This window comes from Wolbachia endosymbiont of Nasonia oneida (assembly GCF_009012935.1).
In the GTDB taxonomy this organism is placed as follows: domain Bacteria; phylum Pseudomonadota; class Alphaproteobacteria; order Rickettsiales; family Anaplasmataceae; genus Wolbachia; species Wolbachia pipientis.
Genome location: NZ_QESS01000001.1, coordinates 127,957 through 143,454, shown reverse-complemented (window position 1 = coordinate 143,454; position 15,498 = coordinate 127,957). Strand labels below are relative to the sequence as shown.

The window sequence follows — 15,498 nt, the reverse complement described above, 5'->3', positions numbered from 1 at the left end:
TCTGGTTCGTTTTTTACCATTCCTTCCTTAACTTAATGGCAGTGAGGAATACCCACTGCTGCTTGGTGTAGGTGACTGTGGTGATATATGTAGATCTTTTGTAAATATTTCCTCTGCTGGTACTTGCTGATCGTCTACACTCTTGGATATGCCAGTAAAAGCTTGATACAGAGTTTTTCCGTTGATAAAAACTTCTTTATTTTGTCCAACTAACTTTAATACTTCTTCTGAACTCGTTATTCCTCCAAATTTTGGCTCACCAATAACACTCTGTATACCACCAGAATCCAATTTTACGGTCATGCTACAGTCTATGCTGTTACCTTCAGAATCCTTAGCCTGCCAATTAATGGTCATTTCACATGAGCTTGAACCAGTAAAATCATAGTGCCTTTCGCTGCCTTTTTTGGTTGCAGTTATTTGACTATCTTTCCCTAAAGATATGTTATAAACCTTACCTTCACTGCTAGCTCTTAAAATATTGCTAATTTCTATTGGTTTTTCTTCATTTTCAAATCTAATTTTGAAGTCATCATCTTTTGTTGAATACGCTAAGAAATTTTGATTTGGTAAAGATGCTTCAAATTCTCTATGTGTTTCATTTATTGATTGCTCAAATTTTTGGAACTCCTTTTCCCACTTTAAATTTATCTGTCCTGTAATGTCCTCATCTTTGCGTAAAGGGCCAATAAAATACCAGATTAAATTTTTTTCCTCCAATTGTTTTATAGTCTCTTGAAAGCTGCTACAAGATTCAATCACATCTAAAATATCCTTTTTCTGCTGTTCATCTACATCTAAACTTTGACTTTCAGCTATAAATACATTTTCGTTTTCCTGTGGCATAATTTTACATTTTAAAAAATATACTATAATATTAACAGATTTCTTTAAAAAGTCAACTAATTGTTGGATAAATAAACTTGAGCATTTGGCCAAAATGTTATATAGTAGTCACTTCAAGAAGTACAGTATGGACAATACCATTATAAGAAAATACGATATTAGAGGTATAATAGGCAAAGACTTGCAGATTAATGATGGGTACGAGATAGGTAGAAAGTTTGGCCAAACCGTAGCTAGTGTTTGTGTCGGCTACGACAGCAGAATAGATTCACCAGGTATAGAAAGAGAATTAATTAGGGGCTTAACTTTATCCGGTGCAAATGTTATACGCGTTGGACTATGCTCTTCACCTATGCTTTACGCTGCAACACAAATCACACAGGCGGATCTTGGTATCATAATAACTGCCTCTCATAACCCCAGCGAATATAATGGCTTTAAATTTTTTAGTAATGAAAAAGTCTTCTCAGATCAAGAAATGAAGGAAATTATAAGCAGTCCAATTAAAAACAGTACAAGAATTGGAAGCTTAATTAACATAAATATATATGGTGAGTACATTCGCATATTAAAAGGTGCAGTGAAGAATAATACTACACAGAAATTAAAAATAGCCTGGGATTGTGGAAATAGTCCAGCAAGTGGAATTATAAGGTATATTGAAAAGATCTTGCCTGGTCATACGCATATCGTAACTAATAACTCTATAGATGGGGCATTTCCACTGCATGATCCAGATCCCATAGAGGAAAAGAACCTCGCTCAATTAATTGACATTGTGAAGGAATGTGAATGTGATCTTGGCATTGCGCTAGATGGTGATAGCGATAGGGTGCGCTTAATTGATAATAAAGGCAACGTTGTTTCCAATGACCATTTGTTTATAATTTTTGCACGTGAAGTGTTGGAGGAATATCCAGAAAGCAAAGTTATTGCTAACGTAAAAATGAGTATGAAGGTGCATGATTTTATTAGTAAGTTAGGAGGGCAAGTTATTACCTGCGCTACTGGACATTCACTAGTTAAGAAGAAGATGGTAGAGGAAGAGGCAAAGTTTGCTGGTGAATTAAGCGGGCACTTCTTCTTTTCTGAGCTAAGTTTTGATGATGGGCTATATTCTGCTGTTAAAGCAGTTGACATTTTGCTTAAGAAAAACCAAAGCCTATCTCAGGTGATTGAGGATTTACCGAAGTTATATATCACTCATGAAGTGAAGATTGTAGTGAAAGATGAGAAAAAGTTTCACATAATTGAGTCAATAAAGAAAACACTGGAGCAGCAAAATATTGTATTTTCAGATCTTGATGGTGTTAAGGTAACCGATAATAAAGGTTGGTGGCTTCTTAGGGTATCAAATACGCAAAACTGCATTACAGCAAGATGCGAAGGAGAGACTTTAGAGGGTTTTGAACTTACTAAAAAGGTTTTGTTCCATTACATTGATGAAGCAAGGTCTTTAAATTGTAGCTACTCACAGAAATAAATTTGATTTATAAAATTGACATGAAAGTATAAAGATAAATAGGCTAAATGTACTTATCATCTGGTCAGGCTGCAGCATTATTTCGTGTAACCGTTTGCGGGTCCACTTAATTCTGCAATTCTTTGATCTCACTCATGGAGAGGCCAGTAAACTTAACAATAGTGGTGACATCAACATTATTAGCTAGCATTGTTTTTGCAACTTCAATTTTTCCTTCCTTTTTAGCATCATCAAGTTTTTGTTCAAGAACAGCCCGTTCATCACGAATACGTTTTATTTCCTGTTCGTAGGCAATAAATTCTTTCTCTGACCAGTTGAATCTATTTAGTTCTTCATATGCCTTTTTAATTATTACATCACTACCTATTATCTTTTCCAATTCTTCTTCGCTAGTTTCATCTGCATATTTAAAATAATAGATCCATTTTTCAACTATACTCTCCAATTGGTCTTCTTTAGTTTTAGGAAATTTTGGTAACTCAATAAATGTAAAATAAAAATCTTTTAAATCATGTTCATAGCTATCTTTGTCTAACATTACATGATCTGACTTATACTCAGATTTATTAGGAAAGAGAATACAATCAGCAATAGCTATAAAAATGATTTCTTTAAGACCCTGATATTGATCACCTTTATCAGCTTGCCTTGAATAAGCTTTAGCAGCGTAATATTGAGCGCGTTTTTCAAAGCCTTTAGTTTTGGCAACTTGCATTTCGACTATTACTTGCACCCCATTTTCATCCCTGCAAAGAACATCAACGATACTTTGTTTTTTAGAGGCAATTTCAGCATCTTGAATAGTGCTGAGGAATTCTATTTCTTTTATTTCATCTTTGCCAGTGAACCCCAAAATATCATTGAGAAAGTGAATGAGGATGTCTTTATTTTTTTCAGTACCAAAAATACGCCGGAACGCAACATCATTCTTGGGGTCGAGAAATTTAGAAAGAGCCATAAAAAAATTTTTAAATGTATCTTTATATTATATATTCTTATTAATAATAATTCAATAATTTGTCGTCTTTTTTGTTAACTTTACTGATGTTGTTGTAAGGAACGTTGTTGCAAAATTTTGTAAAATTTATTATCCTAAGGTTTCAAGTTCTCACAGGTTTATTGGAACTATATGTACAATGTGTTTATCAGTGAAAATCCGGAGAAAATGATGGGGGAAAAGTTAATACATTACTTTAGCCAGGGTAAATGCGAAGGCAATGCAGAAATGAAAAATCTGCTGGGAGGAAAGGGGGCAAATTTAGCAGAAATGTGCAATGTTGGCATTCCTGTTCCACCTGGTTTCACAATTTCCACCTCTGCTTGCAAAGTCTATTATCAAGACAATAGATCTTCTGTCATCCAAGTATCTGATTACTCGGATCCAGAAAAAAATGTGGTCACGCACTGGAATGACATATGTAGTGGAATTAAAAACTACATGACGATGCTCGAAAATGACATCGGTTGTAAATTTGGGGATTTAAATAATCCCTTATTAGTTTCCATACGCTCTGGTAGTGTTAGTTCAATGCCGGGCATGCTTGATACTATTTTAAATGTTGGTCTAAATGATGAAACCGTTGTTGGGCTTGCAAAAAAAAGTGGCGAACGTTTTGCTTACGATAGCTACTGCCGTTTCATTATGATGTACTCCAATGTTGTACTACAGCTTGACCATCACCTATTTCAAGATGTTGTTGATAATAAGCAGCAAAAGAGTGGAGCAAAAAGCTTAGCTGATCTTGATGTTGATGTTTTAAAAGAAATTGTTAACAATTTCAAAAGGATAGTACATGAAAAAACAGGAAAACATTTTCCGCAGAACGTTGAAGAGCAATTGTTAAACTCAGTTAATGCGGTATTTGCCTCTTGGAAAAATGATAGGGCTGTTTCCTATAGAAGAATACATAATATTCCTGAAAACCTTGGAACAGCAGTCAACGTGCAAGCAATGGTTTTTGGTAATTTAAATGATAATTCTGCAACTGGTGTGATATTTACACGAAATCCTTCAACTGGAGAAAAAAAGCTTTTTGGTGAGTTTTTGGTTAATGCTCAGGGTGAGGATGTGGTTTCTGGTGTTTATACTCCTATGCCAATTGACGGAGAGCAAAAAAACACCATGGAGAAGTTGCTGCCAAGTGTCTACCGAGAATTATGCGCGGTATGTGAAAAACTTGAAAGGCATTATAAAGACATGCAGGATATCGAATTTACTGTGCAGGACGGTAAGTTATGGATTTTGCAGACTAGGTCTGGTAAGCGCACGGCTGAAGCTGCTATTCGCATAATAGTTGATATGGTAAACGAAGGAACGATTACAAAAGAAGAAGGAATATTGAGAATTGATCCAAAAACCTTTGACAATTTATTGCATCCAGTTCTTGACGTTGAGAGTGACCAAAAAGTAATAGGGAAGGGGCTACCTGCTTCTCCAGGTGTTGCTTCTGGATATGTAGTGTTTAGTGCAAGTGATGCTGAAAAAGCTGCAGAGCAGGGCAAAAAAGTGATTTTAGTAAGGTCAGAAACGAGTCCTGAAGATATTAATGGAATGAATGCTGCAAGTGGCATAGTAACAGCACGGGGAGGGATGACCTCGCATGCTGCTGTTGTAACCCGTGGAATGGGTAAGCCATGCATTTGCAGTGTGAGTGGATTTTATATCGATAAAGATGGAACTTTCTTTTCTGTAGGGGATACAAAAGTAAATAAAGGTGAACCAATTACCATCAACGGAGGAACAGGGGAGGTTATGCTTGGCATTCTTCCTACAATTTCACCTGAATTATCGCAAGAATTCAAAACGATAATCAACTGGATAGATGAAATCAAAACGATCAAAGTGAGAGCGAACGCTGATACTCCAAAAGATGCAAAAATTGCAAAAGAATTCGGTGCAGAAGGTATAGGCTTATGTCGCACAGAACATATGTTTTTCGCTAGTGATAGAATCGAATTCATTCAAAAATTGATAATAGCTGACGATGAAAATGAAAGGGCAAATGCGCTCATTAAACTAGAAGAAATGCAAAAGTCTGATTTCAAAGAAATATTTTCTATTATGGAGGGCAGGGAAGTCACTATACGGTTGCTTGATCCACCTTTGCATGAATTTTTACCCAATGATCAGTCTACTATAGAAAAAATTGCCAAATCACTTAGTAAGTCAGTTGAGTCAGTAAAAAATAAAATAGCACAGTTATCAGAAAAGAACCCAATGCTTGGCCATCGAGGTTGTAGACTTGCTATTTCTCATCCTGAAATATATAGCATGCAGATTAGGGCAATACTTAGTGCTGCAAGTGAATTAAAGAAAGAAAAGAAGATAGAAGTGGAGCCTGAAATCATGATTCCTTTTATCATGAGCGAGAAAGAATTTATTCTGATATGCGAGCTAGCAAAGAAAGAATCCTCTGTTATCTCAGCTGGGATCCAGACGCAGATTCCAGCGTCACGCGCTGGAATGACATCAGACAAGGCTTATTCAATTGGAACGATGATAGAACTACCAAGAGCAGCACTGATTGCTGATAAGTTAGCAAAACATGCAGAGTTCTTTAGTTTTGGCACTAATGATTTAACGCAAACAACCATGGGACTTTCAAGAGATGATTCAGTTAATTTCCTCGATTCTTATAAGGAAAGCAACATATTCGAAAACGACCCATTTGAAGTGCTGGACATCGAAGGGGTAGGGGAGTTAATCAAGATGGCCATTGAAAGAGGCAAAAAAACCCGAAAAGAAATAAAACTGGGTATATGTGGAGAGCATGGAGCAGATCCAAAATCTATAGAGTTTCTCATCGAATCAGGGGTGGATTATGTTTCATGCTCACCCTATAGAGTACCGATTGCAAAGTTAGTGGCAGCACAGTTTAGTGTTAGATCTAAATTTGCTAGGTAAGTATAGTGGCAGTGTTGGCTACTCATATGGTTTGAGCCCACCAGAGGGTGTCATTCCAGCGCGTGACGCTGGAATCTAGTTTTTATTATGGCCTTCTGGATCCCAGTGTCTGGGCACTGGGATGACATCCTGTTACACGTTCAACTTCATTCTCTCTCATCTCCCTATAACTTGGTAATGTAGAATTTTTTACATGCAACCCGGTGTATATTGCAACCAAAGCAGCTATGACACTGCAAACTACTGCACCAGCTACAAATGGAACCATTACAGCAGCAGTAATGAATAATCCTGTAATAACAACTCCAACAACATCTTTTGTCAATGAGGTGTAAAAATCCTTTTTGCTCTCTTTATATTTAGTTTCTTGTTCATTTGGCATAGAAAATTGAGCATCTACGAAGCCGTTAGCTTTATTATCATTATTTGGTGTGGCAGTTTGCTTAGTATTTGTTTCCTCTGGTATTACAGGCGTTTTGTTTTTGTTATTATGATTATCACCATTGGTACTGGTTAGAGGAACTGTTGCTATAGGTCTACTACCAATGTTCCCATTACTGCTGCAAGGTTTTGCTCTGTTTTCTTCATTAAGCTTACCACTATTCAAGAACGCATTAACAATTTCAGTTTTACCTACCTGTATGGCCACTTCTAAAGCCTCTTTCCTGTTTGCAGGACTCACGTAACCTAAAATTAGCTCAACTTCTTGGACATTACCTTGAACAATAGCAGAATTCAAGGCATGCAATTTTTCTTCTTCATTAAATTTGCCACTATCCAAAAGTACCTTAACAACGTCAGCTTGGTTATTTGTTACAGCTATGTCCAACATAGTTCTACCACCGCTGCTTTTCTTAACTTGAATATCTAACTGTGCGAACAATTCAATAGTTTTTAGAAATACAGTATAATCGTCTGAAACACCGTGCCTTTCTGAACTGGTGGCATCTGCAAGTAAATCAAAAATTTTTGCATCTGTTTTTCCTCCCTGTATCAATGTCCTGTAAAACTTCTCAGCAGTTATATTAGGATTGTTAGTTACAATTCCTTTATCTCTTCATAAGTCATGTCAAATTTTACCACTGTTACTATCTAATTTATTATAGCAACTCTCTCGCAATGAGTCAAGGCATATTGCAGTTTCAAGCAGCATGATATATATTGAATATAGTTCTTAAAGCAAATGATGGAAGATTTAGCCTATAAATTAGTTAAAGTGACCGAAGCTGCGGCGCTTGCTGCATATAAACTAGCAGGCTTCGGTGACGAAAAAAAGGCCGATCAGGTTGCAGTTGATGCAATGCGTACAGTATTAAGTTCAATGGAAATAAATGGTACTATCGTAATTGGTGAAGGTGAGAGAGATGAAGCGCCGATGCTATATATTGGCGAGAAGGTTGGCACTGGAAATGGTCCTGAGATTGACATTGCTGTTGACCCACTTGAAGGCACTACGATTTGTGCTCATTACAAATCAGGGGCAATGTCCGTTCTTGCTGCAACGAAAAAAGGTAATTTTTTACATGCACCTGATGTTTATATGGAAAAGATAGCAGTAGGAAAAAATCTTCCAGAGGGTGTAGTCTCACTAAAAAATAGCATTGAAAAGAATCTAGACAATTTAGCCAAGGCAAAAAAGTGCAAAGTGAATGATCTCGTGGTAACTGTACTTAAACGTGAAAGGCATAGTGAATTAATAGAGAAAATCAGGAAATTAGGAGCAAAAATTAAACTAATAGATGATGGTGATGTTGCGGCCGTAGTTTCACTAGTAAATGGCAATCATGATATGTATATCGGCATAGGAGGAGCACCAGAGGGAGTGCTTGCGGCTGCAGCGCTAAGCTCAATAGGTGGGCAGATGGAAGGAAGATTAATATTTGACACAGATCAGTTAAAAGAAAGAGCAAAAGATTTGAACATTCACGATCCAGAAAAAATCTACACCGTAAAAGATATGGCAAGAGGTGAATCAGTGTTTATTGCAACTGGAGTAACAAGCGGAGAACTTGTGGATGGAGTTAAATTGAATCATAATACCTATTCAACTAATTCTTTAATAATTCTGCCTAATAGGCTGATAAAGCTGCAAACAATGCAGAACTTATGTTAGCTTTTTTAGTTTCTAATTTTAGCTTTACAACATTTAGCATTAAGATATAATCAAGTTTACTTATAACAATAGAGGTGTGAAATGTTTTCTAGTATTATAAATCTATTTAATGGTTTGTACAAAAATTCGAGTACCAAGGAAAGTGAAGAAAAGTTGACTCTTCTATCTCCTCAAGCAAATCTTCAATTCGATAAGACTCAGGTACAAAGTGTGCTCTCAGATTTTGAGGAATTGGAGTTTAAGGATAATAAGTGTTTTGACAAAATAGCAGACGATTATGAAAAGAAGGGGAAGAGTTCCCTCTTTAATTACGTGATATTGAATAAGCGGAAAGAAATAATCGATATATTAGATAGGAATCTTCCTCTCCTCGAAGAACAGGAGGAGTTTAGAAAGAAATATGGTCAATATGTTCTTCAAATTGACAAAGGAATGAGTTATGGAAAAGAACTTCAAGATGGACTTCGGTCTTTTGAAGATAGGGCAGAAAAAGTATTATCAGATTTTGAAAGATTGAATTTTGATTTTAAGGATAATAAGTGTGAAGATTCTTCTGATTTCGTAAATTATAATAACGGTTGGCCGGCAGATCCATTTGACAAGATAGCAAATTATTATCGAGAGGATGATATTTTCCTTTTCAATTATGTGGTATTGAGTAAGCGAAAAGAAATAATGGGTATATTGGATAAGAAGCTTACTTCTAAAGATCAGGAGGAGTTAAAAGAAAATTTTAAAAAGAGGTTGGGTAGATATCTTATTCGAATTGGTGAAGGAATGAGCGATAGACAAGAATTTCTAAAAACTGGTAGTGCAATTGCTTTCTTTGATGGGTGTTATGTGCCATGTCCATATGCAAACCGTCTTCTTAATCATTATGACCATCTTAATATCAACATTACTAAACCTGAACAAAGTTTAGAAACCAGTCGTCTTTTCACTGAAAAAACTAAAAGAATGGAAGAAGAGAAAAGCGAGGTAAAAAGAGCAAAAATATACAGCAATGGTGAAAGAATAGTAACAATTGAGAAGAATGAGAAACAACAGAGCAACTACTCCTTTACAAAATTTGCAATATGTGACATCGAAATTAGTTGGGGTGCAAAAGATGAATCTGGAAAAGACCTTAACTGTACTGTTGTTCTAAATATAAATTTAGGTCAAGTTAGTATTAAAAAATCAACTATTGACGGTAAAGATGTTGAACCAAAGGAAATTTTAGAATTAGCTAAGCAAAACGAGGCTGTGCTTATAGAAGGTAAAGCTTTACATGAAGTTTTAGTAGAACATTTCATTAAGCAAACACCATGTGAGGAAAAGAAGGATATGCAATCGCACGAGAATATCGTTGTACCTGGTTCCGGTGCACCTCGCTCTATTAATGAGGAAATAACTGTAGAGCATCCGTTCGGGAAAGCGGCAAATAAAGATAATCATAGAGAAATGTGAGTTTACAACAAATGGTGCCATGAAAGTAGCTGATACATAACTGTACGAACGTTTGTTTGCGAAGAAATGTTATAGCAGGTTTTGCCTCAAACACAAAGGTGTCATTCCAGTGCTTGACACTGGAATCCAGCCCTTTTACGCAGTCCCATTAAAAACGTTGTATTTTAACGTAGGATTAGCTACTTTTATACTCACCAATTTAATCTCTAATCAAAATTCCTGGATCCCAGTGTCTGGGCACTGGGATGACATCCTCCCTAGTGGATTCAAATCACAATATTCGTATAGTAAGCACTGACCACTTTTGCTTCAATATTTGCGATGCCCCTGAACAGATACAATTATTCTATTATCAGGAGGATGCCATTAATCGCTTTATATAATGCTACTTGTAACACTTATGCCCTGAACGGAGACAGTTTAGGCTGTTATGCCTGGCGGCTTTGTTGGAATAAGTTTTTCAACACTGCTAACAATAAAATTGATTGTATCGTCAGCTACCTTATCGAATTTATCATTTATCTCTTTTCCTATTTCTTGATTTTTAACATATTCGTGTAGAGCTAAAGCAGTTATAGCTGCACATGCTGCAATTAAGCCAGTTTGTGCTATAATGAATAGTGATAATCCTCCTACGAATATAGATGTTAATCCAATAGCCAGGTTTATAATTTTACTTTGTGTTGTTTGTTGCGTCGCTTGGCTTTGATCTGCCTGTTTATCCTCTAAAGCATTCGATATTGTTTTTAAGGCAACTTTTATCGCTATTGCTGCAACTGAAACCATAATTAGCCCTATAGCTATTTTTGCTAAAAGAAGAATCGACGGTAGCATCATTACAAATAATAGCGCGCCAATTCCTCCAGCTAACCACTTCTCATTTATTTTTTTTGATTGATTTGTACCAGTGTTCATTATTACCCTCCACTTTACTTATGATTTACCTATATCTAATACGAAATATGAAGGTAGTCAACTATATATTTTATATGAAAGATTGTATTAAAAGTTTTTCATGTTATTTTTTGCTGCTTCGTGGTTAAATTTGGAATTTTAGAAAGAGTTACGTATTATTTGAAATTCTTGTATACTGTTTTGAATCAGTTAAATAGATAATGAAGTGCAGGACGCAGTTTTAATTTTACAAGATGGCAAGTGCTTTTGGGGAAAATCAGTAGGTAAAAAAGGCAAATGCATAGGTGAGGTCTGTTTTACCACTGGTATGACCGGTTATCAGCATACTATAACTGATCCTTCTTTTGCCGATCAAATTATAACGTTCACTTTTCCTCATATTGGTAACGTTGGAATAAACCATAAGGATAATGAAGGAAAGAAAATTTTTGCAAGTGGTGTGGTTATGCGTGAACTTTCTTCTATGTCCCACCCTTCTTCATATATCAGTTTAAATGATTGGTTAGAGAAAAATAACGTGATTGGGATATCAGGAGTTGATACTAGAGCTTTAACGAGACATTTGAGAGAACATGGATCTCAAAATGGAATGATATGCTCATCGAGTAAGGCGCATGCGTTGGACAAATTGAAGGAATACAAATCTGTAAATGGGATAGAAATAACCAATAAAGTCAGCTTGCATAGTAATTTTAAAAGTGACCTTAATGCAAAATATAGGGTTGTAATCGTTGATTTTGGCGTAAAAATCAGTATAGTTTCACGCTTAATAGAACTTGGTTGTACAGTTGAATTAATCAGACCAAGCACAGGTTTTGCTCAAAAAGTGTTGAGTATGAATCCAGATGGGATAGTGCTTTCAAATGGTCCTGGTGATCCGCAAGAAATAGGAGAAAGTGTAGTTTCAGAAATAGACATTATTATAAAATATAAAATACCAATTTTTGGCATATGCATGGGCCATCAACTACTTGCGATTACTTTGGGGGCAAAGACCATTAAGATGGATATAGGTCACCGAGGGAGTAACCATCCAGTTTATGATGTAAGTAGTGGAAAAGTTGAGATCACTAGCCAAAATCATGGTTTTGTTGTTGATTCAGCTTCTCTTCCAAGTAATGTTGAAATTACTCACATTTCTCTATTTGATAATAGTGTAGAGGGAATAATGATGAAGGATTACTCAGTCTTTTCTGTGCAATATCATCCAGAAGAAGCGCCAGGTACGCATGATTCGCATTATTTGTTTAGACGTTTTATTGACAATATTGTGTTGTATAAAATGAAATCTGCATGATTTTAATTAGGGTAGGTTTTATTGCTTGATTTTTTAATTTTAGGCGTTTAGTATTAAATACAATAAGAGCTTAAGTTAAGATGCTAAAATAGTATTCTCTTAACAAATTTTTGCGGAGGAGTGACCGAGTGGTTAAAGGTAACAGACTGTAAATCTGTCCGCGTGAGCGTACGTAGGTTCGAATCCTACCTCCTCCATTGTGCGGGTATAGCTCAATGGTAGAGCTCTAGCCTTCCAAGCTAGTGACGTGGGTTCGATTCCCACTATCCGCTCTTTTTTTTGTTGTATTTTTATAAAATCAACATATTATTTATTGATGTATTTGTATTTTAGGTAGAAAAGTTTAAATTATGACAGCAGTAGTGGAAGCATTTGGAAAGCCGCATGTAAATGTGGGAACAATAGGACATGTGGATCATGGGAAGACAACGTTAACAGCGGCAATAACAAAGCATTATGGAAATTTTGTAGCGTACGATCAGATAGATAAAGCGCCAGAAGAAAGGAAGAGGGGGATAACGATAGCAACAGCGCATGTTGAGTATCAGACAGAGAAAAGGCATTATGCACACGTTGATTGTCCTGGACACGCTGACTATGTAAAGAACATGATAGTAGGTGCAGCACAGATGGATGCGGCGATATTGGTAGTGTCAGGGGTTGATGGGCCAATGCCACAAACGAGAGAGCATATATTGCTGGCGAAGCAGGTGGGTGTTGGATATATCGTGGTGTATATAAATAAAGCTGATGTTGCTGATGCTGATATGATAGATTTAGTAGAAATGGAAGTGAGGGAATTGCTGAATAAATACGGATTTCCAGGGGATGAAGTGCCTGTGGTAGTTGGTTCAGCACTCAAGGCGCTGGAGGGTGACAGCAGCGAATATGGAAAGAAATCAATAGATAAATTGATGGAAAAGTTAGATGAATATGTGGCGGTTCCACCAAGGCCTGTGGATTTACCATTTTTATTGCCAATCGAAGATGTGTTTTCGATATCGGGGCGAGGAACGGTGGTAACAGGAAGGATAGAGAAGGGAGAGATAAAGACGGGAGAAGAGATAGAGATAATAGGTCTGAAGGGAACGCAAAAGACGATATGCACAGGTGTAGAAATGTTTAAGAAGTTGCTGGATAAGGGAAGTGCAGGACTCAATGTAGGAATATTGTTAAGAGGAACAAAAAGAGAAGAAGTAGAGAGAGGGCAAGTATTGGCAAAACCGGGGACGATAACGCCGCATAGAAAGTTTAAGGCGGAGGTTTATATATTAAAGAAAGAGGAAGGAGGAAGGCATACACCATTTTTTGCGAATTACCAGCCACAGTTTTATTTAAGGACAACGGATGTAACTGGGAGCATAAAATTGCTAGATGGGAAGGAGATGGTAATGCCAGGAGATAATGTGAGTGTAGAAGTAGAATTGCAAGTACCGATAGCAATGGATAAGGGATTGCGTTTTGCGATAAGAGAAGGCGGTAGAACTGTTGGTTCTGGTGTTGTTTCTGAAATTTTGGAGTGAGTGTAGTAACTAAGATGAAGCAAGATATATATATTAACATTAAGGCTTTCGATTGTTCTTTATTGGAGGATTGTGTTCGAAAATTTGTTGATGAATTAAAGCGGTCCAGTGCAAAATTATCTGGTCCGATTGCGTTGCCAAGAAAAGATTCTAAATTTATTGTTAATAGATCTCCTCACGTTGATAAAAAATCTCGTGAACAGTTTGAAATGAGAACTTCTAGGCGTTTGATTGTTTTACATGATCTTACTCCTACTATGATGCAGATGCTTACAGGTTTATCTTTTTCTGCTGGCGTAGAAGTGGATTTAAAAGTCAAGGAAGTTAAGGTTTAGGAGAAGGAAATGAAGAGAATAAATTCGCTGAGGAGAATTGGTTTACTAATGATGAATATTGGTCATACTGCTATGTATTCTGACAATAGTCGCATGGCTGTAACTTTATTGCATCTCAGCGAAACTTATATTATTGATATAAAAGGACAAGATAAATGTGGCTATAATTCAGTCATTTTAGGCACAGGAGATTTTAAAAATATAGCAAAACCTCAGTTGGAATATTTAAAGAAAAAGGGTATAAATAATAAATGTAAGTTATACGAAAGTAGATTAAATGACCTGTCGGGAATAGAATGTGGTAAAAAAGTGGGAATCAATCATTTTGTGGTTGGTCAATATCTTGATATTACGGGTTATTCTATAGGTAAAGGATTTGCTGGTGTGATGAAGCGGCATAATTTCAGTGGGCTTAGGGCATCTCATGGTGTTTCTATTGCTCACAGATCACAAGGTTCCACTGGCCAATGTCAGGATCCTGGTAGAGTATTCAAAGGAAAGAAAATGGCTGGTCATTTAGGTAACAGCAGGATAACTGCACAAAATATGAAGATATTATCCATTGATCATGAAAATAGTATAATTGCTGTGAAGGGTAGTAATGTTCCTGGGTTTAAAAATTCCTATGTTTTTGTAAGAGATGCAGTTAAAAAATCTTTACATAAAGATGTTCCTTTTCCGGTAGGTTTACTGTTAGATGTAAATGATGATGCTAGTAATTTGGTAAGTTAGTTATGGAATGTAATTTAGTTAATCTATCTAATGATAATGTAGGTACTGCTCAGCTCAATCCTTTGATATTTTCTGCTAAGCAAAAATTGAGTATTTTGCATGATATAGTGAGATGGCAATTAGCGAAGAGAAGAGCTGGTACTCATAAAACAAAAGGTATTAGTGATGTCTCTGGTACAACAGCTAAACCTTATGGTCAAAAACGTACCGGTAGGGCAAGACAAGGGAGCTTGCGATCTCCTCAATTTAGAGGTGGTGGGATTATTTTCGGCCCTGTTGTGAGGAGTCATACTTATTCTCTTAATAAGAAGGTACGCAAATTTGGTTTAAAAATTGCTTTATCTCTAAAGTATTTAAATAATCAAGTAATTATTCTGGATAATTTAAATATTGATGTGAAGAAAACGTCTGAAATGTGTAAATGTATTAAAAATTTTAAATTTTCTTCCTTTTTGATAGTTGGTGATTATGGAGATGATTTGTTGCGTGCGGCTAAAAACTTGCACTATGTAGACTTAATCAAACCTATTGGGTTAAATGTTTTTGATATATTGAATCACGAATGCGTGATGTTGACAAAGGATACTTTAAAGCATCTTGAAGGTAGATTGTTATGATCAAATATAATAATATAATAAAATCTCCTATAATTACAGAAAAGGCCTCTTTTTTGAGGGAGAAGTTTAATAAATATTCTTTGTATGTTTTTGTAAATGTAAATAAGCGTCAAATAAAGTTGGCAATAGAGTCTCTATTTGATGTTAAAATTTCTTCTATAAATGTTGTTAGAATTAAGCCTAAATATAGGCGTTTTAGGGGTGTGATTGGTTGTGAAAAACAGAAAAAGAAAGTTTATTTTTCTTTGATGGATGGTCAAAAATTAGATATAATGAGCGTTTAG

13 protein-coding genes, 2 tRNA genes and 1 pseudogene are annotated in these 15,498 nt (G+C 36.0%); 12 read left to right on the top strand and 4 right to left on the bottom strand.

What is annotated here, in order from left to right; genetic code table 11:
• Positions 1-39 precede the first annotated feature (39 nt).
• A pseudogene (locus DEF52_RS00715) lies at positions 40-846 on the bottom strand (hypothetical protein); the annotation flags it as partial.
• 127 nt (positions 847-973) lie between these two features.
• On the opposite strand from DEF52_RS00715, the gene DEF52_RS00710 reads away from it, so the two are divergent.
• Positions 974-2,329, top strand: coding sequence for a phosphomannomutase/phosphoglucomutase (locus DEF52_RS00710; RefSeq protein ID WP_237357309.1), 1,356 nt, complete (start codon positions 974-976; stop codon positions 2,327-2,329).
• A gap of 106 nt (positions 2,330-2,435) precedes the next feature.
• Here DEF52_RS00710 and DEF52_RS00705 read toward each other — a convergent pair whose 3' ends face one another.
• Entirely contained in the window at positions 2,436-3,287 is an 852-nt protein-coding gene (locus DEF52_RS00705) for an Rpn family recombination-promoting nuclease/putative transposase (RefSeq protein ID WP_015589151.1), read from the bottom strand.
• 210 nt (positions 3,288-3,497) lie between these two features.
• Between DEF52_RS00705 and ppdK the strand changes: the two genes are divergently transcribed.
• Entirely contained in the window at positions 3,498-6,233 is a 2,736-nt protein-coding gene (gene ppdK, locus DEF52_RS00700; RefSeq protein ID WP_179951355.1) for a pyruvate, phosphate dikinase, read from the top strand.
• Between the two features lie 85 nt (positions 6,234-6,318).
• On the opposite strand, the gene DEF52_RS00695 is transcribed toward ppdK, so the two are convergent.
• Entirely contained in the window at positions 6,319-7,230 is a 912-nt protein-coding gene (locus DEF52_RS00695; RefSeq protein ID WP_237357308.1) for an ankyrin repeat domain-containing protein, read from the bottom strand.
• Between the two features lie 189 nt (positions 7,231-7,419).
• Here DEF52_RS00695 and glpX point away from each other — a divergent pair, with 189 nt between their 5' ends.
• Positions 7,420-8,346 (top strand): class II fructose-bisphosphatase, encoded by a 927-nt coding sequence (glpX, locus tag DEF52_RS00690; RefSeq protein ID WP_151807620.1) that lies wholly within the window; start codon positions 7,420-7,422, stop codon positions 8,344-8,346.
• An 81-nt stretch (positions 8,347-8,427) separates the two neighbouring features.
• Positions 8,428-9,795, top strand: a complete 1,368-nt coding sequence (locus DEF52_RS00685) for a hypothetical protein (protein WP_151807576.1) — start codon at positions 8,428-8,430, stop codon at positions 9,793-9,795.
• Positions 9,796-10,215: 420 nt separating this feature from the next.
• On the opposite strand, the gene DEF52_RS00680 is transcribed toward DEF52_RS00685, so the two are convergent.
• On the bottom strand, positions 10,216-10,710 hold the full coding sequence (locus DEF52_RS00680) for a hypothetical protein (RefSeq protein ID WP_010962761.1): 495 nt from the start codon (positions 10,708-10,710) through the stop codon (positions 10,216-10,218).
• Between the two features lie 205 nt (positions 10,711-10,915).
• On the opposite strand from DEF52_RS00680, the gene carA reads away from it, so the two are divergent.
• The 8 genes from carA (at position 10,916) to DEF52_RS00640 (ending at position 15,498) form a co-directional block, all read left to right on the top strand.
• Complete coding sequence (gene carA / locus DEF52_RS00675; RefSeq protein WP_151807575.1) at positions 10,916-12,007, top strand: glutamine-hydrolyzing carbamoyl-phosphate synthase small subunit; 1,092 nt, start codon at positions 10,916-10,918, stop codon at positions 12,005-12,007.
• A 114-nt stretch (positions 12,008-12,121) separates the two neighbouring features.
• A tRNA-Tyr gene (locus DEF52_RS00670) sits at positions 12,122-12,204 on the top strand.
• Between the two features lie 4 nt (positions 12,205-12,208).
• Positions 12,209-12,279 (top strand) — tRNA-Gly (locus DEF52_RS00665).
• Positions 12,280-12,357: 78 nt separating this feature from the next.
• Positions 12,358-13,530, top strand: a complete 1,173-nt coding sequence (gene tuf, locus DEF52_RS00660; RefSeq protein WP_151807574.1) for an elongation factor Tu — start codon at positions 12,358-12,360, stop codon at positions 13,528-13,530.
• A 14-nt stretch (positions 13,531-13,544) separates the two neighbouring features.
• Positions 13,545-13,865: a 30S ribosomal protein S10 gene (rpsJ, locus tag DEF52_RS00655; protein ID WP_151807573.1), complete on the top strand. Its 321-nt coding sequence runs from the start codon at positions 13,545-13,547 to the stop codon at positions 13,863-13,865.
• Between the two features lie 9 nt (positions 13,866-13,874).
• Positions 13,875-14,597 (top strand): 50S ribosomal protein L3, encoded by a 723-nt coding sequence (rplC, locus tag DEF52_RS00650; protein WP_151807572.1) that lies wholly within the window; start codon positions 13,875-13,877, stop codon positions 14,595-14,597.
• A 2-nt stretch (positions 14,598-14,599) separates the two neighbouring features.
• A complete protein-coding gene (gene rplD, locus DEF52_RS00645) occupies positions 14,600-15,214 on the top strand; it encodes a 50S ribosomal protein L4 (RefSeq protein ID WP_012673183.1) in 615 nt (204 codons plus the stop codon).
• Positions 15,211-15,498: a 50S ribosomal protein L23 gene (locus DEF52_RS00640; RefSeq protein WP_015589144.1), complete on the top strand. Its 288-nt coding sequence runs from the start codon at positions 15,211-15,213 to the stop codon at positions 15,496-15,498. Before rplD ends, DEF52_RS00640 begins: the two co-directional genes overlap by 4 nt.